The following is a 20,285-nucleotide window of genomic DNA, read 5'->3' as shown; positions in this document are numbered from 1 at the left end:
TCGCCCCGGGCGTCTGTCCCTCCGGACGCCCGTGCACGCTGTCAGCCGGCCCATGAGGAACCCGATCAGGCGCGCTGCGCGAACGCGCTCTCGTACAGGCACACGCTCGCGGCGGTCGCGAGGTTGAGGGACTCGGCGCGGCCGAAGATCGGCAGCCGCAGCGCGCGATCGGCGAGCTCCAGCGCCCCCTCCTCGAGGCCGTGCGCCTCGTTTCCGAACAGCCAGGCGGTCGGCCCCGCGAGCACGCCGTCGGCCCGGGCCGCGAGCAGGTCGTCGCCCTTCACGTCGGCCGCGACCACCTGCAGCCCCGCCGCGTGCGCGCGCGTGACGACGTCGGCGAGGTCCCCTCCCACCGAGACGGGAAGGTGGAAGAGCGAACCCGTGGTGGAGCGCACCACCTTCGGGTTGTACAGGTCGACCGTGCGGCCGGTGAGCACGACCGCGTCGGCACCGGTGGCATCGGCGGCGCGGATGATGGTGCCGAGGTTCCCCGGATCCCGCACCTCCTCGCAGATCGCGACGAGACGGGGGTTCGCGGCGAAGATGTCGCGCACCGACGTGGGGGTCTGCCTGGCCACCGCGATCACGCCCTGCGGCGTGACGGTGTCGGCCATCGCGGAGAGCACGAACTCGGTGACGTACTCGAAGCGCACGTCGACGGCGGCCGCCGCGGTGCGCAGGTCGACGTGCTTGTCCCACGCGGTCGGGGTCGCGAACAGCTCCACGATCGCGTCGGGCCGGTAGGACAGCGCCTCGCGCACCGCCTGCGGACCCTCCAGCAGGAACAGACCGGTCTCGGTCCGGGCGCTCCGCTTGGTCAGCTTGGCGACGGCGCGCACGCGCGGGGATCGGGGGTTCTCCAGCACGCTCACAGTCTAGAGACCCCGAAGGGGCGCCGTCCGCACGGACGACGCCCCTTCGAGCCCTACGACGGGCTCAGAGTTCGTGCTTACGCAGCCGACTTCGGCGCGTTGACGTCCGCCGGCAGAGCCTTGCGGGCGACCTCGACCAGAGCCGCGAAGGTCGCGGGCTCGTTCACCGCGAGTTCGGCGAGCATGCGGCGGTCGACCTGGACGCCGGCGAGACCGAGGCCCTGGATGAAGCGGTTGTACGTGATGCCGTTCTGGCGGGCAGCGGCGTTGATGCGCTGGATCCACAGACGACGGAAGTCGCCCTTGCGCTTGCGACGGTCGCGGTACGCGTAGACGAGCGAGTGGGTGACCTGCTCCTTCGCCTTGCGGTACAGACGCGAGCGCTGGCCGCGGTATCCCGAGGCGCGCTCGAGGATGACGCGACGCTTCTTGTGAGCGTTGACGGCGCGCTTGACTCTAGCCATTTTCGTGTGTTCCTGTTCGTGAGATCGGGCGCGTCAGCGGCCGAGGAGCTTCTTGGCGACCTTGGTGTCAGCCTTCGACAGCACCTGGTCCTGGTTGAGGCGGCGGGTGCGGCGGCTCGACTTGTGCTCGAGGTTGTGGCGCATGTTCGCCTGCTGCTTCTTCAGCTTGCCGCTGCCGGTGATCTTGAAGCGCTTCTTGGCACCCGAGTGGGTCTTCTGCTTCGGCATCTTCTCTTCCTTCGTATGGCGCCCGTGTGGGCGACAGGGTTCTGCCCGCGCGTTGCGGGAGTCTGTGGGGCTTCGCGCGCCGCGCGGATCACTCCGCGGACGGCGCGGGAGCGGCCGGCGCGCCGGGCGCCTTGGCGTCGCGGGCGGCCTGCTTGTTCGCCGCGCGCTGCGCGTCGCGCACCGCGTTCTGCTCGGCCTTGGCCTCGGACTTGTTCTTCAGCGGGGCGACCACCATGACCATGTTGCGTCCGTCGATGGTGGGGTTGGACTCCACCGTGCCGAACTCGGCCACGTCCTCCGCGAACTTGCGGAGCAGGCGCACGCCCTGCTCGGGGCGGGACTGCTCGCGACCGCGGAACAGGATCATCGCCTTCACCTTGTCGCCGGCCTTCAGGAAGCCCTCGGCGCGCTTGAGCTTGGTCGTGTAGTCGTGCGCCTCGATCTTCAGACGGAAGCGCACCTCCTTGAGGATCGTGTTCGCCTGGTTGCGGCGAGCTTCCTTCGCCTTCTGCGCAGCCTCGTACTTGAACTTGCCGTAGTCCATGATCTTGACCACGGGAGGCTTCGAGTTCGGGGCCACCTCGACGAGATCGAGGTCGGCCTCCTGTGCAAGACGCAGTGCGGCCTCGATGCGGACGACGCCGATCTGCTCACCCGCGGGGCCGACGAGGCGGACCTCGGGGACGCGGATGCGCTCATTGGTGCGGGGATCGCTGATGCGGACTCCTTAGACGATGGTTTCGGCCTCCGCGATCCGGATGGATCACGGGCGAAAGCGGAATCGTCCCACCCGCCGGCACTCAGACGCCGGCGGCACCCTCCCCGGGTCTCCTCGGGGCCGACCGCAGTCGGACTGCCGACGTGAATCGGCGGAGTGCTGAACCCGGTAGCCTTGAGCGGCAAGCGCGGGTGGGAAGTGAATCCTCTTTCGTGCCGGGACGCGAAGTCCCGGAGCCCGCAGAAGTCTATCAGAAGGCGACCGCCTTCAGAAAGTCGGCAGAAGTGACCTCTCCCGCCTCCGACGGCCACGAGCACGTCTCCCCCGCGTCCCCCGATGTCGCCGCCGAGGCGACGCGCGACATCGCGGACGTCGCCGCCGTGGAGGTGATCACGACCGCCGCCGTGCACCTGCTCAGCGCCGCGGCCGTCAAGGTGGGCCTCGCGGACGACCCCGAGACGCAGAAGGACCTCGACGAGGCGCGCAAGCTGATCAACGCGCTGGCGGGCCTGATCACGGCCGCGGCTCCCGAGATCAGCGACATGCACGCGCGCTCGCTGCGCGACGGTCTCCGCTCGGTCCAGCTCGCGTTCCGCGAGGCGTCGGTGATCCCCGACCCGATCGGTCAGGGGCCGGGCGAGAAGTGGACCGGCCCGGTCAGCTGACCGGCCGCCTGAACCGCTCCGCGAAGGCGGCTCAGGCGCTCGCGCGCAGTTTCACGGTGAGCGAGTCGACCAGCACCGCGATCCTGTCGTCGGCCGCCCAGCGCTGCGCGAGGCGCGCCAGCACCGCGTCCAGCGTCTCCCGGTCCAGGCCCTCGACCAGCTCGAGCGTGACGACCAGCTCCGGACCGCGCAGCCGCGCTTCCGGGTCGCCCGCCGAGACGGCCACGTCGATCACGGCGAGCTCGGTGCCGACGCTCTCCTGCAGCCCGGCGTAGACCTCGGGCGACAGGAAGCCGGGCTCCCACGCCTGCCCCTGCGCGACCGCCCACACCGCGGGGCGGCGCAGCACGAACTCGGTGTCGGATCCAGGATCCAGCACGATCAGGTCCGCGTCCCCGCTCGAGGCGGACAGCGCCACGCGCACCGCCTCGGCGGGGATGGGACGCGCCTGGGGATCCCACGCGCGCAGGGTGTCGACGCTGCTGAAGGCGGGCTGCACGGTGCGCCCGTCGGGAGCGGCGACCGTGACCAGCGAGAGCTCCTGGGTCTTGTCCACCGCGAGTCCGGAGGGCGCGACGCCCTCCTCCCCCTTCTCCGCGACCAGCGGCACGAGCACGCGGGCCGCGCGGAACGCGTCGACGACTTCCGTCTGCGAGCCCAGACCTGCCCGGAACCGCGTCAGCGCGTCCCAGAGGGCCGGATCCGCGGATCCGTCATCGCCCGCGCGAGGGTTCTCCTGGAACGAGCGGCCCGCCCAGGGGACGCCCGCGGAGTCCGCCGCGCCGTGGTCGTGACCGTGCGCGCCGTGGTCGTCGTGACCGTGCGAGCCGTGGTCGCACGCTGGCGCAGCCGGCCCGACGGGCGACGAGTCGTCAGGCTCCGGCGACATCCAGTGCCTCGGCCAGGGTGAACGCGCCCGCATACAGCGCCTTGCCGACGATCGCACCCTCGACGCCGAGCGGAACCAGCTCGCGCAGGGCCGCGATGTCGTCGAGGTTGGCGATGCCGCCGGACGCGACGACCGGCTTCGGCGTGCGCGCCGTGATCTCGCGGAGCAGCTCGAGGTTCGGGCCGCGCAGCGTGCCGTCCTTGGTGACGTCGGTGACGACGTAACGGCTGCAGCCCGCGTCCTCCAGGCGGTCCAGGACCGTCCACAGGTCGCCGCCCTCCTTCGTCCAGCCGCGTGCGGCCAGGGTGGTGCCGCGCACGTCGAGGCCCACCGCGACCGCCTCGCCGTAGCGGGCGATCACGTCGGCCGCCCACTCCGGGTTCTCCAGCGCGGCGGTGCCGAGGTTGATCCGGGCGGCGCCGCTCTCCAGGGCCGCCTCCAGGCTGGCGTCGTCGCGGATGCCGCCGGAGAGCTCGACGTTCACGCTGCGGAACTGCTTGATGACGCGGCGCAGGATCGGCGCGTTGCTGCCGCGGCCGAACGCGGCGTCGAGATCGACGAGGTGGATCCACTCGGCGCCCTGATCGGCCCATTCGGCGGCCGCGTCCAGCGGGTCGCCGTAGCTCGTCTCGGATCCGGCCTCCCCCTGGGTCAGCCGGACCGCCTGCCCGCCGGCGACGTCGACCGCCGGGAGCAGGGTCAGGGAGGGTGCCTGTGCGAACTCGTTCATGTCGTCCTTGGGTCGGGGAATTCGTGTCGGGTGGTTCGGAGGGGTGCTCAGAGCGTCGAGATCCAGTTGCCCAGCAGCCGGATGCCGGCTTCGCCGGACTTCTCCGGGTGGAACTGTGTCGCCGACAGCGGGCCGTTCTCGACCGCGGCGAGGAACCGCGAGCCGTGCGTGGCCCAGGTGAGCGCCGGCGCCGGGAACGGCGGGATCACGTCGAGCTCCCACGACTGCGCGGCGAAGGAGTGCACGAAGTAGAAGCGCTCGTCCTCGATGCCGCGGAACAGCGTGCTGCCCTCGCCGGGCTCGACGGTGTTCCAGCCCATGTGCGGCAGCACCGGCGCGTCCAGCTCGGTGACCACGCCGGGCCACTCGCCGAGACCGTCGATCTCGACGCCGCGCTCCACACCGTGCGCGAACAGCACCTGCATGCCGACGCAGATGCCGAGCACCGGGCGTCCGCCGGCCAGGCGGCGTTCGATGATCTCGTCCCCGCCGTGCGCGGCGAGGGCCTCGCGGACGGCCGCGAACGCGCCGACCCCGGGCACGACCAGACCGTCGGCCTCGAGCGCCGCCGTGCGGTCCCCGGTGAGCTCGGCGTCGGCGCCCGCGCGGATCAGCGCCTTCACCGCGGAGTGCACGTTGCCCGAGCCGTAGTCGAAGACCGCGACGGTGGGCCGGCGCCTCTCTGCGGCCGCGCTCATAGAGCGCCCTTCGTGGACGGCACGCCGGACACCAGCGGGTCGAGCGCCTTCGCCTGACGGAACGCGCGCGCGAACGCCTTGAACTCGGCCTCGGCGATGTGGTGCGGATCGCGGCCGCTGATCACGCGGACGTGCACGGTGAGGGCGGCGTTGTACGCGATGGCCTCGAACACGTGCCGCACCAGCGAACCCGTGAAGTGCCCGCCGATGAGGTGGTGCTCGTATCCGGCGGGCTCGCCCTCGTGCACGAGGTAGGGACGGCCGGAGATGTCGACGACGGCCTGCGCGAGCGCCTCGTCGAGCGGGACGAGCGCGTCGCCGTAGCGGGAGATGCCGGACTTGTCGCCCAGCGCCTCGCGGATCGCCTGCCCGAGGACGATCGCGACGTCCTCGACGGTGTGGTGCGCGTCGATGTGCGTGTCGCCCGAGGAGCGCACGGTGAGGTCGGTCAGCGAGTGCTTCGCGAACGCGGTGAGCAGGTGGTCGAAGAACGGCACGGAGGTGTCGATGTGGCTCTGACCGGTGCCGTCGAGGTCGATCTCGAGTTCGACGGTGGACTCGGACGTCGAACGGGTGCGGCGCGCGACCCGCGCCGCGGTTGCATTCTCGGCGGTCATGACGCCGATCCTACCGAGGCCAGAGCCTCCAGGAACGCGGTGGTCTCGGCCTCCGTGCCGGCCGTGACCCGCAGGTGGCCGGGGATCCCGACGTCGCGAATGAGCACGCCCTTGTCGTACAGCGCGCGCCACGTCGCGGCGGGATCCGTCACGCCGCCGAACAGCACGAAGTTCGACCACGACGGGTGCGGGTCATAGCCGAGGGCCTCGAGGGTGGCGGAGATCCGATCGCGCTGCGCGACGATCTCGTCCACCATCGCCAGCATGATCGGCGCGTTCCGCAGCGCTGCGATCGCGGCGGCCTGGGTGAGCGCGCTCAGGTGGTACGGCAGCCGGACGAGGCGGAGCGCGTCGATGAACGCGGGGTCGGCGGCGAGGTAGCCGACGCGGGCCCCGGCGAAGGCGAAGGCCTTGCTCATCGTGCGCGACACGGCGAGCCGCGGACGTCCCTCGAGCAGGGTGAGCGCGGAGGGCGAGTCCTTCGGCGCGAACTCCTGGTACGCCTCGTCCACGATCACGATCCCCCGCGCGGCGTCGTACACCGCCTCGATCACGTCGAGCGGCAGCGGCGTGCCGGTGGGGTTGTTCGGCGCGCACAGCAGGATCACGTCCGGCTGGTGCTCCTCGATCTGCGCGACCGCGTCGGCGGCGGTGAGCGCATAGTCGGGGTGGCGCACACCGGCCACCCAGGTCGCCCCCGTGCCCTGCGCGAGCAGCGGGTACATCGAGTAGGTGGGCGCGAAGCCGAAGACCGTGCGGCCAGGCCCGGCGAAGGCCTGCAGGATGTGCTGGAGCACCTCGTTCGACCCGTTGCCGGCCCAGATGTTCGATGCCTCGAGGCCGTGCCCGAGGTAGCCGGCGAACGCCTCGCGGAGCTCGGTGAACTCCCGGTCGGGGTAGCGGTTGACGTCGCGGAGAGCGACGGCGACCTCGTCCAGGATGTCGCTCGCGACCCTCTCCGGCACCGGATGCGTGTTCTCGTTCACGTTGAGCGCCACGGCCAGCGAGGCCTGGGGCGCGCCGTACGGGCGCAGCCCGCGGAGATCGTCACGGAGGGGTAGGTCTTCGATCGAGACAGTCACTCTGCCATGCTAGGCGGCCACGCTGTGCCGTGACTCTTCGTGACGCGTCGGCGGTCGTCCCGCCGGTGCCGCGGCGGCCCGTCGGGGACTGCTTCCGCCCCCCGCGAGGACTGCTTCAGCGGCCCGTCGAGGAGTACTTCGCGGGGATCGCGAGGTGCTGGCCCACGCTGATCGCACCGCCGTCGATGACGTTCAGCGTCGAGATCTCCGCGACCACGTCGCGCGGGTCGGCCTGCGGCGCGATCTCGCCGGCGATCGACCACAGCGTGTCGCCGGGCTGGACCGTCACGGTGGCGAACGTGCTCGTGCCGGAGACCTCGCCGGACGCGAGCGCGGATCCGCCGCTCACTGCCGCGAACGCGATCGCGCCGGCGATCGGCAGCGTCACCAGCGCCGCCAGCACGCGTCGGCCGCGCACGGTGATCCGAAGCCGCGTCCCGCGCCGGGCCGCAGTGGAACGGCTCAGGGCGGGACGGCCCAGGGCGGGACGGCCCAGGACCGGGCGGTTCGTGGCGAAGGTGACGCTGCTCATGGTGCTTCTCCTTAGATCTGCTGTCGGTCCGCCTCCCCCCGGAGGAGGTCCCTCTGTCTGAGGAAATCTCGCTCCGGGCCTCTGGGGAGGCGAACCTACGTTCCGAAGATACTTTCGAGGTCGAACATCTGTCAACCGTTCTTCGAAGATCGTCTCGACGACAACTCCGACACACTCGAACAGATCTTCCGAATCCGCGCGGTTCTCGGATACGGTTTCGATGTACAGACCTCATCACGGACCACCGACATTCGAATCGCCTCCCGCGGTTCGAGCAGATGACGCCCCGGTCCGGCCACGTTGAGGGCATCGCGCACACGAAGGAGACGGCATGAGCGACGGCGCGACCACCGAGTCCGAGGCTCCGCGGACGCGGCGCCGGAAGAGCCTCAGCGCGAAGCAGATGGCCATCCTCGAGGTGATCCAGTCCTCGATCGCGCGCAACGGCTATCCGCCGAGCATGCGCGAGATCGGCGACGCGGTGGGCCTGAAGTCGCTGAGCAGCGTGACCCATCAGCTCGGGCAGCTCGAGCTGAGCGGCTACCTGCGCCGCGACGCCGGCAAGACCCGCGCGATGGAGGTGCTCATCGACCTGCCGGGCTTCTCGACCGAGAACCCCGCCGATTCGGGCCCCTCCGTCGGGGACGCGGCGCTGGTGCCGCTCGTGGGCCGGATCGCCGCGGGCGTGCCGATCACGGCCGAGCAGCAGGTCGAGGAGATCTTCCCGCTCCCCCGCCAGCTGGTCGGCAAGGGCGACCTGTTCATGCTGAAGGTCTCCGGCGAGTCGATGATCGACGCCGCGATCTGCGACGGCGACTGGGTCGTCGTGCGCTCCCAGGGCACGGCGGAGAACGGCGAGATCGTCGCCGCGATGCTCGACGGCGAGGCGACGGTGAAGACGTTCCGCCGTCGCGACGGCCACGTCTGGCTGCTTCCCCGCAACAGCGCCTTCGAGCCCATCCTCGGCGACGACGCCGTGGTGCTCGGCAAGGTCGTCGCGGTGCTGCGCGCGGTCTGATCCGAGCCGCCCCTTTTCGCTCGCCCGCGCGCCCGCCCGCTCGCCCGCGGCCTTTCCGTGTCGAGGCCCCCTCTCAGCANTGGGAGGGGGCCTCGGCGCTACGAGGGGGCCTCGACGTAGAAGTCCGATGCAAGCCGGTCAGGCCGTGACGACGACGTCCTCGCGGACGCGGCGGGTGGCCTCGACGATGTTGCGCAGCGAGGCGTTGGTCTCCTCGTAGCCGCGGGTCTTCAGGCCGCAGTCCGGGTTCACCCAGAGCTGACGCGTCGGGATCTCCTGCACGGCGCGGCGCAGCAGCGCCTCGATCTCGGCGGTCTGCGGCACGCGCGGCGAGTGGATGTCGTACACGCCCGGGCCGATGCCGTGGTCGAAGCCGGCCGCCGCGATGTCGGTGACGACCTCCATCCGGCTGCGCGCGGCCTCGATCGAGGTCACGTCGGCGTCCAGGGCGCGGATCGCGTCGATGACCACGCCGAACTCCGAGTAGCACAGGTGGGTGTGCACCTGCGTGGCCGTCGCCGCCCCGGCCGTGGAGAGGCGGAACGAGGCGACGGACCAGTCCAGGTACGCGGGCTGGTCGGCCTTCTTCAGCGGCAGCAGCTCGCGCAGCGCCGGCTCGTCGACCTGGATCACGCCGATGCCGGCGGCCTCGAGGTCGGCGATCTCGTCGCGCAGCGCCAGTGCCACCTGGTTCGCGGTCTCGGCGAGCGGCTGGTCGTCGCGCACGAACGACCAGGCGAGGATCGTGACCGGGCCGGTCAGCATACCCTTCATCGGCTTCGCGGTGAGCGACTGCGCGTACTGCGACCAGGCGACGGTGATCGGCGCCGGGCGGGACACGTCGCCCCACAGGATCGACGGCCGGGTGGCGCGGGATCCGTACGACTGCACCCAGCCGTTCTCGGTCACGTCGAACCCGTCGAGGTTCTCGGCGAAGTACTGCACCATGTCGTTGCGCTCGGGCTCGCCGTGCACCAGCACGTCCAGGCCCAGCTCCTCCTGCAGCGCGACGACGCGGCCGATCTCCTCGCGGAGGAAGCCGTCGTACTCGTCCGCAGTGATCTCGCCCCTCGTGAACTGCGCACGGGCGCGGCGGATGTCACCGGTCTGCGGGAAGGATCCGATCGTGGTCAGCGGCAGCGCCGGCAGGTCCAGGGCGATGTCCTGCGCGGCGACGCGGGCGTCGTAGTCGCCGCGGTCGAAGTCGGCGCCGGTCAGCGCGGCTGTGCGGGCGCGGACGGCGTCCACGCGCACACCGGGCGCGGAGAGACGGTCAGCGAGGGCCGCCGACGCGGCGTCGAGCTCGGCCGCGATCGCGACGCGACCCTCGGCGAGGCCGCGGGCGAGCGTGACGACCTGCGCGACCTTCTGGTCGGCGAATGCGAGCCAGCTCACCAGCCGCGCGTCGAGCCTGGACTCGTCCTCGACGTCGTGCGGCACGTGCTGCAGCGAGGTCGAGGTGGAAGCCGCCACGCCCGCCGCGCCGAGACCGCGCAGGGCCTCGAGCGTGTCGAAGGCGGCGGACAGGTCTGCGCGCCAGATGTTGTGGCCGTCGATCACGCCGCCGACGAGAACCTTGTCCGACAGCCCGGGGACGGCGGCGGGCACGGTGCCGCGGACCAGGTCCAGGCCGATCGCCTCGATCGGCGCGGCGGCGAGCACGGCGAAGTTCGCGTCGAGCGCGGCGTAGGGCGCGGCGACGAAGATGGCCGGACGCTCGGCGAGACCGCCGAGGACCGCGTAGGCGCGCTCGGCGGCCGCGCCGAGGTCGGCCACCGAAGCGGGAAGCGACTCGCTCACGAGCGCGGGCTCGTCGAGCTGCACCCACTCCGCGCCCGCGGCCTTGAGCGCGGCGAGCAGCTCGGCGTACACCGGGACGAGGTCGTCCAGGCGCGACAGCGGGTCGAAGCCCTCGGGGGCGTCGTCGGCGGCCTTGGCCAGCGCGAGGAACGTGACCGGCCCGACCACGACGGGGCGAGTCAGGAAGCCGGCGTCGGCCGCCTCGCGCACCTGGCGCACGATCCGGTCGCTGGAGAGCGAGAAGACGGTGTCGGGGCCGATCTCCGGCACGAGGTAGTGGTAGTTCGTGTCGAACCACTTGGTCATCTCGAGCGGCGCGCGGTCGCCCTCGCCGCGGGCGATCGTGAAGTACGCCGGCAGGCCGATCGTGCCGTCGGCGGAGCGCAGGTCCTCGAAGCGCGCGGGGATCGCGCCGACCGTGACGGCGGCGTCGAGCACCTGGTCGTAGTAGGAGAACGACTCCGGGATCGCGGAGTCGGCGCGGCCGAGGCCCAGGGCGGCGAGGCGCTCGCGCGTGGCCGCACGGAGCTCCGCCGTGGTGGCCTCCAGCGCGGCCTCGTCGATCCGCCCGGCCCAGAACGCCTCGACGGCCTTCTTCAGCTCGCGGCGGCGGCCGATGCGGGGGTAGCCCAGGATCGTGCCCTCGGGGAATGCGGTCATGACGGTCCTCTCTGACGGAAGGGGGAGGGAAGGCGGCTCAGCGCGCGCCGTTGGTTCGGGAGGCGGTGGCGGGCAGGATGCCGGCGTCCTCGAGGACGCCGAGCACGGTGCGGTGCTGGTTGAACGCGTACAGGTGCACGCCGGGGGCGCCGCCGTCGACGAGCTCGCGCACGAGGGCCGCCGCGTGCGCGACGCCGATCTCCGTGCGGCCCTCGACGGTCGGCTCCACCTCGAGCGCGATCGACAGCGCGGAGGGAAGCTCCTCGCCGCTCAGCTCGAGCACCCGCCGCAGCCGCGTGGGCGAGGTGATCGGCATGATCCCGGGCAGGATCGGGATCGTCACGCCGGCCCGGCGCGCCCGCTCGACGAACGCGAAGTAGTCGTCGGCGTGGAAGAACAGCTGGGTGATGGCGAGGGTCGCTCCCGCGGCCTGCTTCGCGAGCAGCGCCTCGACGTCCTGGTGGCGATGGGCGGAGCGGGGATGCCCGTTCGGGTACGCCGCGACGGCGATGTTGACCTTCTTGCGGGGCGTCACCTGCACCGCGCCGGGGACGCCGGGGATGGGCCGCTCGGTGTAGGGGGCGCGCTCGGCCTGGGCTCGGTCGATGAGCTGCACCAGTTGCGCGGAGCTCTCCAGATCGCCGAGGAACGGCTCGGTCTCGTCGAGCGGCGGGTCCCCGCGCAGGGCGAGGAAGCTGATGATGCCGGCATCCAGGAACTCCCGGATCAACCGTGACGCGCCCGCGTAGGTGTTGCCCACGCAGGTGAGGTGGGCGAGCGGCTCGACCGAGGTGTGCGCACGGATGTAGCGCAGCACGTCGAGCGAGCGACCGCCGACGGATCCGCCGGCGCCGTACGTCACGGAGATGAACCGCGGCGACACGGAGGCGAGTCGCTGGATCGTCTCGTGCAGCGCCTCGACGGGGGCCGGGGTGCGCGGCGGGTACAGCTCGAAGGAGATCGGCACGCGCGGCGAGACGGCCCCGGTCGGGGCGAACGGCGGCGCGTCGAAGGACATCGGTCTCCAAGGTGGGTGCGGTCCCCCCACGCTAAAGCGTGCGCGCGCGCGGGGCCCGCTGTGTTTCACGATGTGTCGGTCCTGGCGCGGCGCCGCCCGGCGGACACTCTTCTAGGCTCGAGCCATGACCGCCCCGCACGGCTCCTGGCCCTCTCCGCTGTCCGCCGCCGATCTCGCCGTCGCCGGCGTCCGGATCGACGGAGCCCGCTACTCCGACGAGGCGATCTGGTGGAGCGAGTCGGTGCCGCAGGACCGCGGGCGGATGACCGTGCTCCGCGAGGACCCGGACGGCACCGTGCACGAGGTGCTGCCGGCGCCGTGGAATGCGCGCTCGCGGGTGCACGAGTACGGCGGCGGGGCGTGGACGGTCACCCCCGACGGCGCGCTGCTGTTCGTCGACGGCGAGGATCAGCGCGTGCACCGGCTGGACCCGGGTGCCGACGCACCGGTCCCGCTCACCGTGCCGGGGCCGCGCCACGGCGGCCTGCGCGTGCAGCAGGGCCGGCTGTTCGCCGTGCGCGAGGATCTGCGGCCCACGCCGCACGAGCGGGCCATCGTGGAGATCCCGCTGGACGGTTCCGGCGCCGAGGACGACGGCGCGATCGCAGTGATCGCGCGCGGGCCGGGCTTCTTCGCACATCCTGCCCTCTCCCCCGACGGCTCCCGCCTGGCGTACGTCGCGTGGGACGAGCGGCGGATGCCGTGGGAGACCGCCGAGGCGGTCGTCGTCGACCTCGGGAGCGCGGCGCGCACGGTCCTGCCGGCCCGCACCGCGCTGCAGCCGGAATGGCTGTCCGACGAGGACCTCCTCCTCGCGGACGACCCCACCGGGCGCTGGAACCTGTACCGGGTGCGCACGGACGGGCAGCCGCGGCCGGTCGCGCCGACGGACGCCGACACCGGCGGCGGACTCTGGGTGCTCGGGCAGCGCTGGTCACGGCTGCTCGAGGACGGGCGGATCCTGGCGGTGCGCACGAACGGCTCCGACGGCCTCGTGCTCATCGAGCAGGTCGCCGGCGAGGCCGAGCCGCGCGTCCGCGAGCTGACCGTCCCGTTCGACGCCGAGCTGAGCCTCGAGGACGCGCGCGGATCCCTGGTGCTGATCACGGCTCAGGGAGCGCAGGTCACTCCGGGCCTCTGGGAGCTCGACGTCGACTCCGGCGCCGTGCGCCCTCTCCGGGGCGGCGACCGGGTGGACCCGGCCTGGGTCCCCGGCGCCCGGCCGGTCACGTTCGACGGTCCGCACGGGCCTGTGCACGCCTTCGACCACGCGCCCGCGAACCCGGACGTGGATCCGGATCCGGCCACCCTGCCGCCCTACATCGTCCACGTGCACGGCGGTCCGACTGCGCACGCCACCGGGGCCCACGCGGGCTGGATCAGCTACTTCACGAGCCGCGGCATCGGCGTGCTCGAGGTCAACTACGGCGGATCGACCGGCTACGGGCGCGCGTACCGTGAGCGCCTGGACGGGCAGTGGGGCGTCGTCGACGTCGACGACGTGCTCGCCGCGGCGCAGGGGCTGTCCGACGCGGGGATCGCGGATCCCGCGCGCATCGCGATCCGCGGCGGGTCCGCCGGCGGCTGGACCGTATTGTCCGCCCTGGTGCGCGGCGGCGCGTTCGCGGCCGGGATCGACCGCTACGGCGTCGTGGACCTGCGCCGACTCGCCGAGGACACGCACGACTTCGAGCGATACTACCTGGACGGGCTCGTCGGGCCGCTGCCCGAGGCCCAGCAGGTCTACCTCGAACGCTCCCCGCTGACGCACGCCGACCGGATCGACGTGCCGGTGCTGATCCTGCAGGGCGAGGACGACGCGGTCGTGCCGCCCTCGCAGTCGGAGGCGATCAGGGACGCGCTCGCCGCACGCGGAGTGCCGCACGACTACGTGCTGTTCCCCGGCGAGGGCCACGGCTTCCGTCAGGCGGAGACGATCATCGCCGCGACGGAGGCCGAGCTGCGCTTCCTGGCCGCGGTGTTCGGGTTCGACCCGCAGCCGTAGCGGTCCCCGAGCGCCGCAACCGGCCGGGTTCACTCCCCCATGCGGTTGCGGCTGCGCATGGCGCGCTCGGCCTCGCGGGTGTCCTGGCGCTCGCGCAGGGTCTGCCGCTTGTCGTACTCGCGCTTGCCCTTGGCCAGGGCGATCTCGACCTTGGCCCGGCCGTCCGAGAAGTACAGCCGCAGCGGGATGAGCGTGTAGCCGCCGGCGGAGACCGCATGCGAGAGCTTCGCGATCTCCTCGCGGTGCAGGAGGAGCTTGCGGATCCGCTTGGCGGAATGGTTGGTCCAGTGCCCCTGCGAGTACTCCGGGATGTGCACCGCGTCGAGGAACGCCTCGTTGCCCTTGATGAACGCGTAGCCGTCGGTCAGGTTGGCACGCCCCTGGCGCAGCGACTTGACCTCGGTGCCGGTGAGCACGAGTCCCGCCTCGTACGACTTCTCGAGGTTGTAGTCGTGACGTGCGCGACGATTGGTCGCGATGACCTTCTCCCCGCGTTCCCTGGGCATGACGATCTCCTGATTCCGTGCCGTGCGGGCGCACGGCAGCCAGTCAGCCTATCAGGCGCGCAGCCAGCGGCGGATCGCGAACCCGGCGCTGAGGGCGGCGAGGATCACGCCGATCCCGATCAGCACGGGCACCACGAGGGCCGCGTCCTGCAGTCCCACCCAGGTGGTGATGAACGGCACCCGCTTGCTCAGGTAGTCGTGCACGCCGAACTGCACGCCGAGCAGCACCGCGGCGCTCGCGAGCACGGACCCGATCACCGCCGCGAACACGCCCTCGAGCACGAACGGGGTCTGGATGAACCGGTTCGACGCCCCCACCAGGCGCATGATGCCGATCTCCCGCCGCCGCGCGTACGCCGACAGCCGGATCGTGGTGCCGATCAGCAGCACCGCCGCGATCAGCATCAGCACGGCGATCCCGACTGCGATGTAGGTCGCGACAGTGAGCGCGTTGAAGAGCGGATCCAGATACTCCAGCTGATCCTTCACCTCGTCCACGCCTTTGACGCCCGCGAACGCCTCGACGATCACGGGAGACTGGGTCTGGTCCTTCAGGTTCACCTTGAACACGGCGTTGACCTGGTCCGCCGTCAGCACGCCGGCGTAGTCCTTGCCGACGAGTTTCAGCGTGTCCTGGTAGGCCTGGTCCGCGGTCTGGAAGTCGATCTTGGTGATCAGCGGCTTGAGCGTGCTGCCCTCGAGCTCGGCCCGCACGGCGTTGATCTGGTCCTGCGTCGCCGGCGCTCCGGCGCAGTCGGCGGACGTCGACACCGAGGAGCACAGGTAGATCGCGACCTGGGCGCGGTCCTGCCAGTACGCCCGCATCGTGCCGATCTGCCCCTGCATCAGGATCGCGGCACCGACGAAGGTGAGCGAGACGAAGGTGACCAGCACGACGGAGATGACCATCGACGCGTTGCGGCGGAGCCCGGTGAGGGCCTCGCCGATGATGAGTCCGAACCTCATGACGTCGGACCCACTTCCTCGTCGTCGCCGGTATCGAGCCCGAGCCGGTCTGCCACGCCGAGCTCGGCGAGCTCGACGGCCGGGACCGTGATCGGATGCGTCACCGGACGCGCCTCGTCCGCCGGCTTCACGGTCGCCTGCGCGGGCTGCGCGGCGGGATCCTGCTGATGCGGGCGCTCCTGCGCGAACGTCGGCCCCGCGGTGCCCGGGCGGTTGGGCTCGGCGATCGCCGCCTCCGTCTCGCGGTGCACCTCGAGCACGGCCGTGAGGGCGGCCGTGGCCGCGGCGCCCTTGATCGCCTCGGGGGTGAGGCGCGGCACGTTGGAGGTGTCGCCGTAGCCGCCGCCGACCTCGTCGCGGACCATCTCGCCGTCCCGGAGCTCGATCACGCGGCGCTGCATCTGGTCGACGAAGCCGGCCTCGTGCGTGGCCATGAGCACGGTCGTGCCGCCCGCGTTGATCCGGGCAAGCAGCTGCATGATGTCGACCGAGGTGGCCGGGTCGAGGTTTCCGGTCGGCTCGTCGGCGAGCACGATCTGCGGTCGGTTGACGATCGCGCGGGCGATCGCCACGCGCTGCTGCTCACCGCCGGAGAGCTCGTGCGGCAGTCGCTTCTCCTTGCCGGAGAGGCCGACGAGGGCGAGCGCCTCGGGCACCGCCTGCTGGATGAACCCGCGCGAGGCGCCGGTCACCTGCAGGGTGAACGCGACGTTCTGGTACACGGTCTTCGACGGCAGCAGCCGGAAGTCCTGGAAGACGGATCCGATGTTCCGCCGGAAGTAGGGGACCTTGCGGTTGGCGATGGTCTTCAGGTCGCGGCCGAGCACGGCGACGCGGCCCGAGCTGGGCGACTCCTCGCGGAGGATGAGCTGGAGGCAGGACGACTTCCCGGAGCCCGACGCGCCGACGAGGAAGACGAACTCGCCTCGCAGCACCTCGAAATCGACCCCGGACAGCGCGGGGCGCTTCGTCCCGCGATAGCGCTTCGTGACGTTCTCGAATCGGATCATGGCGTCTAGAGCCTAAGCGGGCGCCGCGCGGAGCCGAAGAGCGACACCCCGCTGCGCCGTTCGCGCGCGGCTATGAGGTGGCTGGATCTTCAGCGCGGGACGAGTTCGACGGCTCCAGGCCGATCACCGCCGCGAGGATGGTCATCGCCGCACCGAACAGCAGGAGAACGCCGGCCGTGATGCCCGCCGTTCGCCAGGTTCTGGTCGTGCTCATCGCTCACCCGCTCTCATCGAGCATCCAGGGAAGCAACGATTCTACCCCCGGGGCGCGCCGCGCGTCCCGGGCGCTGCTCAGTCCTCGTCTTTGCGCTTGCGCCAGCGGATGCCCGCGGAGATGAAGCCGTCCAGGTCGCCGTCGAAGACGGTCGAGGGGTTTCCGGACTCGTAGCCGGTGCGCAGGTCCTTCACGAGCTGCTGGCCGTAGAGGAAGTAGGAGCGCATCTGATCGCCCCAGCTCGCCGTGATGTTGCCGGCGAGCTCTTTCTTCTTCGCGGCCTCCTCCTCCTTCTGCAGCAGCAGCAGGCGGGTCTGCAGCACGCGCATGGCGGCGGCGCGGTTCTGGATCTGCGACTTCTCGTTCTGCATCGAGACGACGATGCCGGTCGGCAGGTGCGTGAGGCGCACGGCGGAGTCTGTCGTGTTGACCGACTGGCCGCCGGGGCCGGAGGAGCGGAAGACGTCGACCCGGATGTCGCCCTCGGGGATGTCGACCTCGGTCGCCTCCTCCATGAGCGGGATGACCTCGACCGCCGCGAAGGAGGTCTGCCGCTTGTCCGCGGAGCCGAACGGGCTGATCCGCGCGAGACGGTGCGTGCCGGCCTCGACCGACAGGGTGCCGAACGCGTACGGCGCGTCGACCTCGAACGTCGTGGACTTGATGCCGGCGCCCTCGGCGTAGGACGTGTCCATCACCTTGACCGGATACTTGTGCCGCTCCGCCCAGCGCAGGTACATGCGCAGCAGCATCTCGGCGAAGTCGGTGGCGTCGTCGCCGCCCGCGCCGGAGCGGATCGTGATGATCGCGCTGCGCTCGTCGTATTCGCCGTCCAGCAGTGTCTGCACCTCGAGCTGGTTGATGGTCTCGGTGAGCGAGGCGAGCTCGGCGCGCGCCTCCGCGGCGGAGTCCTCGTCCTCCATCTCGTTGGCGAGACCGATCAGCACCTCGAGGTCGTCCAGGCGCTGCTCCACCTCCGTGACGCGCTTGAGCTCGGACTGGCGGTGGCTGAGGGCGCTGGTCACCTTCTGCGCCTTCTCCGGGTCGTCCCAGAGGTCGGGAACGCCGGCTTCCTCGCTCAGGCGTGCGATGTCGGCGCGGAGTCCTTCGACGTCGACGACCTCGCGGATGTCGCCGAAGGTCTGACGGAGGGCCGCGATTTCGGCGGAGAGATCAAGTTCGAGCATGGCACTCCAGCGTATCGCGCGGCGCGGGCCCGGCGAACCAGAGGTTCTCCCCGCCGATCCGATCGAGCGGCGCCCACGGCCCCGGCCGTCGACCGGTGGATTCGGGTCTAGCGTGGAGGCGTGGCGGAACCGGCGATCCCTCGGCGAGCAGTCGACGTGCTGTGGAAGTTCGGTCCCATGGTGTATCTGCCCACGCTGCTGTTCTCGCTCGGCGAGGGCGCTGTCGTGCCGCTGATCCCGGTGATCGCGGCGGGCCGGGGCGCCACGCTCGCCTCGGCGGGCCTCATCGCCTCGGCCCTTGTCGTCGGTCAGCTCTGCGGCAACATCCCGGCGGGCTGGCTGGTGGCGAGGGCGGGCGAGCGGATCACGATGGTGATCGCCGGATCGGTGTCGCTGATCGGCGTGGTGGGCAGCGCGCTCGCGCCCAGCCTCGCCCTGTTCAGCGCGGCCGTGTTCGTGGTCGGCATGTCGGCGGCGGCGTTCGGCCTGGCCCGCCACGCCTTCATGACCACGCGCGTGCCGCTCGAGTTCCGCGCCAGGGCATTGTCGCTGCTGGGCGGATCGTTCCGTGCCGGCATGTTCGTGGGACCGTTCGTGGCGGCGGGGCTGCTCGCCCTGTTCCACACCGAGAACGCGGCGCTGTGGTTCTTCGTGGTGTGCCTGGTCGCGCTGATCGTGCTCGTGCTGTTCGGACCGGATCCGGAGACGCAGGCGGCGAACGATCGCGCCCCGATGGCCACCGAGGACACCGGGGAGGCCGTCAGCGGCTCGATCCCGACGATCGAGCGGGCGGGAGTTTTCCGGACCATGTGGCGCAACCGCGGCGTGCTGTCGCGGCTCGGGCTCGCCGCCGCCTGCCTGTCGGCCGTACGCTCGGCGCGCCAGGTCGTGCTGCCGCTGTGGGGCGTGTCGATCGGGCTGGACGCGTCCTCGATCGCGCTCGTGGTCGGCGTGTCCGGCGCGATCGACTTCGCGCTGTTCTACGCGAGCGGGCAGGTCATGGACCGCTTCGGCCGGCTCTGGGCGGCGCTGCCCGCGATGGTGCTCATGGGCGCCGGCTTCCTCGTGCTCTCCCTCACCCACGACGCCGGCACCAAGGTGCTCTGGTTCGGCATGCTCGCGGCTGTGCTCGGCGTGGGCAACGGCCTGTCCAGCGGGATCCTGCTCACCCTCGGCGCCGACGTCGCGCCGCAGACGGAGCCCGCCGCCTTCCTGGGATCCTGGCGCACGCTGACGGATGCCGGCGGAGCGATCGCTCCCCTGGTGTTCTCCGGGATCGCGGCGCTCAGCTCGCTCGCGATCGGGGCGGCCGCGATGGGCGCGATCGGCGTGCTCGGCGCGATCGGCTTCCTTCGCTACATCCCCCGGTTCGTGCCACGGCAGTCCGCGAAGTGAGCCTCCCGCTCGCGCCGCCGCGTGGGAACGCCCTCACCACAGCCGGCGGCGAGACCACAACCCCCCAGCTCCTCTCCGCGCCTCTTCGCTAACCTGACGCCGAGGGGGTGTCCGATGGCACGCAGCAGGAACGAGCACAGGATCCGCGGAGACGAGAACAGGATCCGCGGAGCTGCCGCCGAGGCCCGCACGCAGGTGCGCGCGGTGGACACCGCCGTCTTCTCCGCGCTCGCGTCGACGCCGAGCCCGCTGCTGGACCAGTGGATGCCGAAGCTCACGAATGCGGCCGACCACTCGATGCTGTGGCTCGCCATCGCCGGCGGCCTGTATCTCACCGGCCGCAGCCGCGCCCGGCGCGGCGCGCTGCGCGGCGTCCTCACGCTGGGCACGACGAGTCTCATCGCCAATCAGCTCGCCAAGCGGCTGCACCACCGCGAGCGGCCCCTCCGTGCGCTCATCCCGATCGGCCGGCTCTCCCGCCGGGAGCCGCTCTCCTCCTCGTTCCCGAGCGGGCATTCGGCGAGCGCCGCGGCCTTCGCTGCGGGCGTCGCCGTCGAGCTGCCGGCAGCCGGCGTCCCGCTGGGCGTGCTGGCCGGGCTGGTCGGCTTCTCCCGGATCGCGACCGGTGCGCACTACCCTTCCGACGTCGCCGCCGGTTTCGTCCTCGGCAGCGCGGTGGCTGCGGCGGGCCGCCGTCTCGTGCCGCCCGTGTCACCGCCCACCGCGTCGTCGCCCCGCGAGCTGGACCAGCTGCCGCCCCGTCCTCGCGGCGAGGGGGTGACGCTCGTGGTCAATCCGGCCTCGCACGGCGGTCGCGGCAGCGCACTCTCCCGAAGCCTGCGTCGCGCGCTGCCGGACATGCGGGTGGTCGAGCTGCGCCGCGGCGATGACATCGATGCGGTCATGCGGTCAGCCGCCGACGGCGCGGCGGTGCTCGCTGTCGCCGGTGGAGACGGCACCGTGGCGGCGGCGGCGCACGTGGCCGTCGAGCAGGATCTTCCCCTGGCGGTG

Annotated in this window: 21 protein-coding genes and 1 pseudogene; 5 read left to right on the top strand and 17 right to left on the bottom strand. The window is 71.7% G+C overall.

Annotation, left to right across the window (positions count from 1 at the left end; genetic code table 11):
• Window positions 1–65: 65 nt before the first annotated feature.
• From ACTJJZ_RS01640 to infC, 4 genes are all read right to left on the bottom strand, one after another.
• Entirely contained in the window at window positions 66–866 is an 801-nt protein-coding gene (locus ACTJJZ_RS01640; RefSeq protein WP_440719415.1) for a TrmH family RNA methyltransferase, read from the bottom strand.
• 83 nt (window positions 867–949) lie between these two features.
• A complete protein-coding gene (gene rplT / locus ACTJJZ_RS01635) occupies window positions 950–1,336 on the bottom strand; it encodes a 50S ribosomal protein L20 (protein WP_440719414.1) in 387 nt (128 codons plus the stop codon).
• Window positions 1,337–1,369: 33 nt separating this feature from the next.
• Window positions 1,370–1,564: a 50S ribosomal protein L35 gene (rpmI, locus tag ACTJJZ_RS01630; RefSeq protein WP_017202429.1), complete on the bottom strand. Its 195-nt coding sequence runs from the start codon at window positions 1,562–1,564 to the stop codon at window positions 1,370–1,372.
• A gap of 88 nt (window positions 1,565–1,652) precedes the next feature.
• A complete protein-coding gene (infC, locus tag ACTJJZ_RS01625; protein WP_440719446.1) occupies window positions 1,653–2,255 on the bottom strand; it encodes a translation initiation factor IF-3 in 603 nt (200 codons plus the stop codon).
• 311 nt (window positions 2,256–2,566) lie between these two features.
• Between infC and ACTJJZ_RS01620 the strand changes: the two genes are divergently transcribed.
• Window positions 2,567–2,947 carry a DUF1844 domain-containing protein gene (locus tag ACTJJZ_RS01620; RefSeq protein WP_440719413.1) on the top strand — a complete coding sequence of 127 codons (381 nt, stop codon included), beginning with the start codon at window positions 2,567–2,569 and terminating at the stop codon, window positions 2,945–2,947.
• Window positions 2,948–2,978: 31 nt separating this feature from the next.
• Here ACTJJZ_RS01620 and ACTJJZ_RS01615 read toward each other — a convergent pair whose 3' ends face one another.
• From ACTJJZ_RS01615 to ACTJJZ_RS01590, 6 genes are all read right to left on the bottom strand, one after another.
• Window positions 2,979–3,836 (bottom strand): SseB family protein, encoded by an 858-nt coding sequence (locus ACTJJZ_RS01615; protein WP_440719412.1) that lies wholly within the window; start codon window positions 3,834–3,836, stop codon window positions 2,979–2,981.
• Window positions 3,820–4,566, bottom strand: coding sequence for a bifunctional 1-(5-phosphoribosyl)-5-((5-phosphoribosylamino)methylideneamino)imidazole-4-carboxamide isomerase/phosphoribosylanthranilate isomerase PriA (priA, locus tag ACTJJZ_RS01610; RefSeq protein WP_440719411.1), 747 nt, complete (start codon window positions 4,564–4,566; stop codon window positions 3,820–3,822). Before priA ends, ACTJJZ_RS01615 begins: the two co-directional genes overlap by 17 nt.
• A gap of 47 nt (window positions 4,567–4,613) precedes the next feature.
• Window positions 4,614–5,264: an imidazole glycerol phosphate synthase subunit HisH gene (gene hisH / locus ACTJJZ_RS01605; RefSeq protein WP_440719410.1), complete on the bottom strand. Its 651-nt coding sequence runs from the start codon at window positions 5,262–5,264 to the stop codon at window positions 4,614–4,616.
• The gene (hisB, locus tag ACTJJZ_RS01600; RefSeq protein ID WP_440719409.1) at window positions 5,261–5,881 is read right to left on the bottom strand and encodes an imidazoleglycerol-phosphate dehydratase HisB; all 621 of its coding nucleotides are present in this window, start codon (window positions 5,879–5,881) and stop codon (window positions 5,261–5,263) included. Before hisB ends, hisH begins: the two co-directional genes overlap by 4 nt.
• Window positions 5,878–6,963, bottom strand: a complete 1,086-nt coding sequence (locus tag ACTJJZ_RS01595; protein ID WP_440719408.1) for a histidinol-phosphate transaminase — start codon at window positions 6,961–6,963, stop codon at window positions 5,878–5,880. The genes hisB and ACTJJZ_RS01595 overlap by 4 nt, the downstream gene beginning before the upstream one ends.
• 115 nt (window positions 6,964–7,078) lie before the next feature.
• Complete coding sequence (locus ACTJJZ_RS01590; RefSeq protein WP_440719407.1) at window positions 7,079–7,495, bottom strand: LysM peptidoglycan-binding domain-containing protein; 417 nt, start codon at window positions 7,493–7,495, stop codon at window positions 7,079–7,081.
• Between the two features lie 331 nt (window positions 7,496–7,826).
• On the opposite strand from ACTJJZ_RS01590, the gene lexA reads away from it, so the two are divergent.
• Window positions 7,827–8,513 (top strand): transcriptional repressor LexA, encoded by a 687-nt coding sequence (gene lexA, locus ACTJJZ_RS01585; RefSeq protein WP_440719406.1) that lies wholly within the window; start codon window positions 7,827–7,829, stop codon window positions 8,511–8,513.
• A gap of 138 nt (window positions 8,514–8,651) precedes the next feature.
• On the opposite strand, the gene metE is transcribed toward lexA, so the two are convergent.
• The gene (gene metE / locus ACTJJZ_RS01580; RefSeq protein ID WP_440719405.1) at window positions 8,652–10,973 is read right to left on the bottom strand and encodes a 5-methyltetrahydropteroyltriglutamate--homocysteine S-methyltransferase; all 2,322 of its coding nucleotides are present in this window, start codon (window positions 10,971–10,973) and stop codon (window positions 8,652–8,654) included.
• 37 nt (window positions 10,974–11,010) lie between these two features.
• A complete protein-coding gene (locus tag ACTJJZ_RS01575) occupies window positions 11,011–11,991 on the bottom strand; it encodes a methylenetetrahydrofolate reductase (protein ID WP_440719404.1) in 981 nt (326 codons plus the stop codon).
• 124 nt (window positions 11,992–12,115) lie between these two features.
• Between ACTJJZ_RS01575 and ACTJJZ_RS01570 the strand changes: the two genes are divergently transcribed.
• The gene (locus tag ACTJJZ_RS01570) at window positions 12,116–13,996 is read left to right on the top strand and encodes a S9 family peptidase (RefSeq protein WP_440719403.1); all 1,881 of its coding nucleotides are present in this window, start codon (window positions 12,116–12,118) and stop codon (window positions 13,994–13,996) included.
• Window positions 13,997–14,025: 29 nt separating this feature from the next.
• On the opposite strand, the gene smpB is transcribed toward ACTJJZ_RS01570, so the two are convergent.
• The 5 genes from smpB to prfB form a co-directional block, all read right to left on the bottom strand.
• A complete protein-coding gene (gene smpB, locus ACTJJZ_RS01565; protein ID WP_440719402.1) occupies window positions 14,026–14,502 on the bottom strand; it encodes an SsrA-binding protein SmpB in 477 nt (158 codons plus the stop codon).
• 51 nt (window positions 14,503–14,553) lie between these two features.
• Window positions 14,554–15,468, bottom strand: coding sequence for a permease-like cell division protein FtsX (gene ftsX / locus ACTJJZ_RS01560; protein ID WP_440719401.1), 915 nt, complete (start codon window positions 15,466–15,468; stop codon window positions 14,554–14,556).
• Complete coding sequence (gene ftsE / locus ACTJJZ_RS01555) at window positions 15,465–16,478, bottom strand: cell division ATP-binding protein FtsE (protein ID WP_440719400.1); 1,014 nt, start codon at window positions 16,476–16,478, stop codon at window positions 15,465–15,467. The genes ftsX and ftsE overlap by 4 nt, the downstream gene beginning before the upstream one ends.
• A 70-nt stretch (window positions 16,479–16,548) precedes the next feature.
• Window positions 16,549–16,692, bottom strand: coding sequence for a hypothetical protein (locus tag ACTJJZ_RS01550; RefSeq protein ID WP_440719399.1), 144 nt, complete (start codon window positions 16,690–16,692; stop codon window positions 16,549–16,551).
• Window positions 16,693–16,769: 77 nt separating this feature from the next.
• On the bottom strand, window positions 16,770–17,879 hold the full coding sequence (gene prfB, locus ACTJJZ_RS01545; protein WP_440719398.1) for a peptide chain release factor 2: 1,110 nt from the start codon (window positions 17,877–17,879) through the stop codon (window positions 16,770–16,772).
• 177 nt (window positions 17,880–18,056) lie between these two features.
• Here prfB and ACTJJZ_RS01540 point away from each other — a divergent pair, with 177 nt between their 5' ends.
• Window positions 18,057–19,274, top strand: coding sequence for an MFS transporter (locus ACTJJZ_RS01540; protein ID WP_440719445.1), 1,218 nt, complete (start codon window positions 18,057–18,059; stop codon window positions 19,272–19,274).
• 114 nt (window positions 19,275–19,388) lie between these two features.
• Window positions 19,389–20,282: pseudogene (locus tag ACTJJZ_RS01535) on the top strand (phosphatase PAP2 family protein); the annotation flags it as partial.
• Window positions 20,283–20,285 lie beyond the last annotated feature (3 nt).

The organism is Microbacterium sp. 22242 (assembly GCF_052045495.1).
Taxonomy (GTDB): Bacteria; Actinomycetota; Actinomycetes; order Actinomycetales; family Microbacteriaceae; genus Microbacterium.
Note: the sequence above shows the minus strand (reverse complement) of the source record. Positions and strands in the feature narration are given on the sequence as shown.

Bases quoted from the DNA above. Each gene is read 5' to 3' on its own strand.
- metE (WP_440719405.1), bottom strand. From the start codon at position 10,973: ATGACCGCATTCCCCGAGGGCACGATCCTGGGCTACCCCCGCATCGGC.
- ACTJJZ_RS01540 (WP_440719445.1), top strand. From the start codon at position 18,057: ATGGTGTATCTGCCCACGCTGCTGTTCTCGCTCGGCGAGGGCGCTGTC.
- lexA (WP_440719406.1), top strand. From the start codon at position 7,827: ATGAGCGACGGCGCGACCACCGAGTCCGAGGCTCCGCGGACGCGGCGC.
- ACTJJZ_RS01615 (WP_440719412.1), bottom strand. From the start codon at position 3,836: ATGTCGCCGGAGCCTGACGACTCGTCGCCCGTCGGGCCGGCTGCGCCA.
- rplT (WP_440719414.1), bottom strand. From the start codon at position 1,336: ATGGCTAGAGTCAAGCGCGCCGTCAACGCTCACAAGAAGCGTCGCGTC.
- prfB (WP_440719398.1), bottom strand. From the start codon at position 17,879: ATGCTCGAACTTGATCTCTCCGCCGAAATCGCGGCCCTCCGTCAGACC.
- ACTJJZ_RS01550 (WP_440719399.1), bottom strand. From the start codon at position 16,692: ATGAGCACGACCAGAACCTGGCGAACGGCGGGCATCACGGCCGGCGTT.
- priA (WP_440719411.1), bottom strand. From the start codon at position 4,566: ATGAACGAGTTCGCACAGGCACCCTCCCTGACCCTGCTCCCGGCGGTC.
- ftsE (WP_440719400.1), bottom strand. From the start codon at position 16,478: ATGATCCGATTCGAGAACGTCACGAAGCGCTATCGCGGGACGAAGCGC.
- ACTJJZ_RS01590 (WP_440719407.1), bottom strand. From the start codon at position 7,495: ATGAGCAGCGTCACCTTCGCCACGAACCGCCCGGTCCTGGGCCGTCCC.
- hisB (WP_440719409.1), bottom strand. From the start codon at position 5,881: ATGACCGCCGAGAATGCAACCGCGGCGCGGGTCGCGCGCCGCACCCGT.
- ACTJJZ_RS01575 (WP_440719404.1), bottom strand. From the start codon at position 11,991: ATGTCCTTCGACGCGCCGCCGTTCGCCCCGACCGGGGCCGTCTCGCCG.
- rpmI (WP_017202429.1), bottom strand. From the start codon at position 1,564: ATGCCGAAGCAGAAGACCCACTCGGGTGCCAAGAAGCGCTTCAAGATC.
- ACTJJZ_RS01570 (WP_440719403.1), top strand. From the start codon at position 12,116: ATGACCGCCCCGCACGGCTCCTGGCCCTCTCCGCTGTCCGCCGCCGAT.
- hisH (WP_440719410.1), bottom strand. From the start codon at position 5,264: ATGAGCGCGGCCGCAGAGAGGCGCCGGCCCACCGTCGCGGTCTTCGAC.
- smpB (WP_440719402.1), bottom strand. From the start codon at position 14,502: ATGCCCAGGGAACGCGGGGAGAAGGTCATCGCGACCAATCGTCGCGCA.
- ftsX (WP_440719401.1), bottom strand. From the start codon at position 15,468: ATGAGGTTCGGACTCATCATCGGCGAGGCCCTCACCGGGCTCCGCCGC.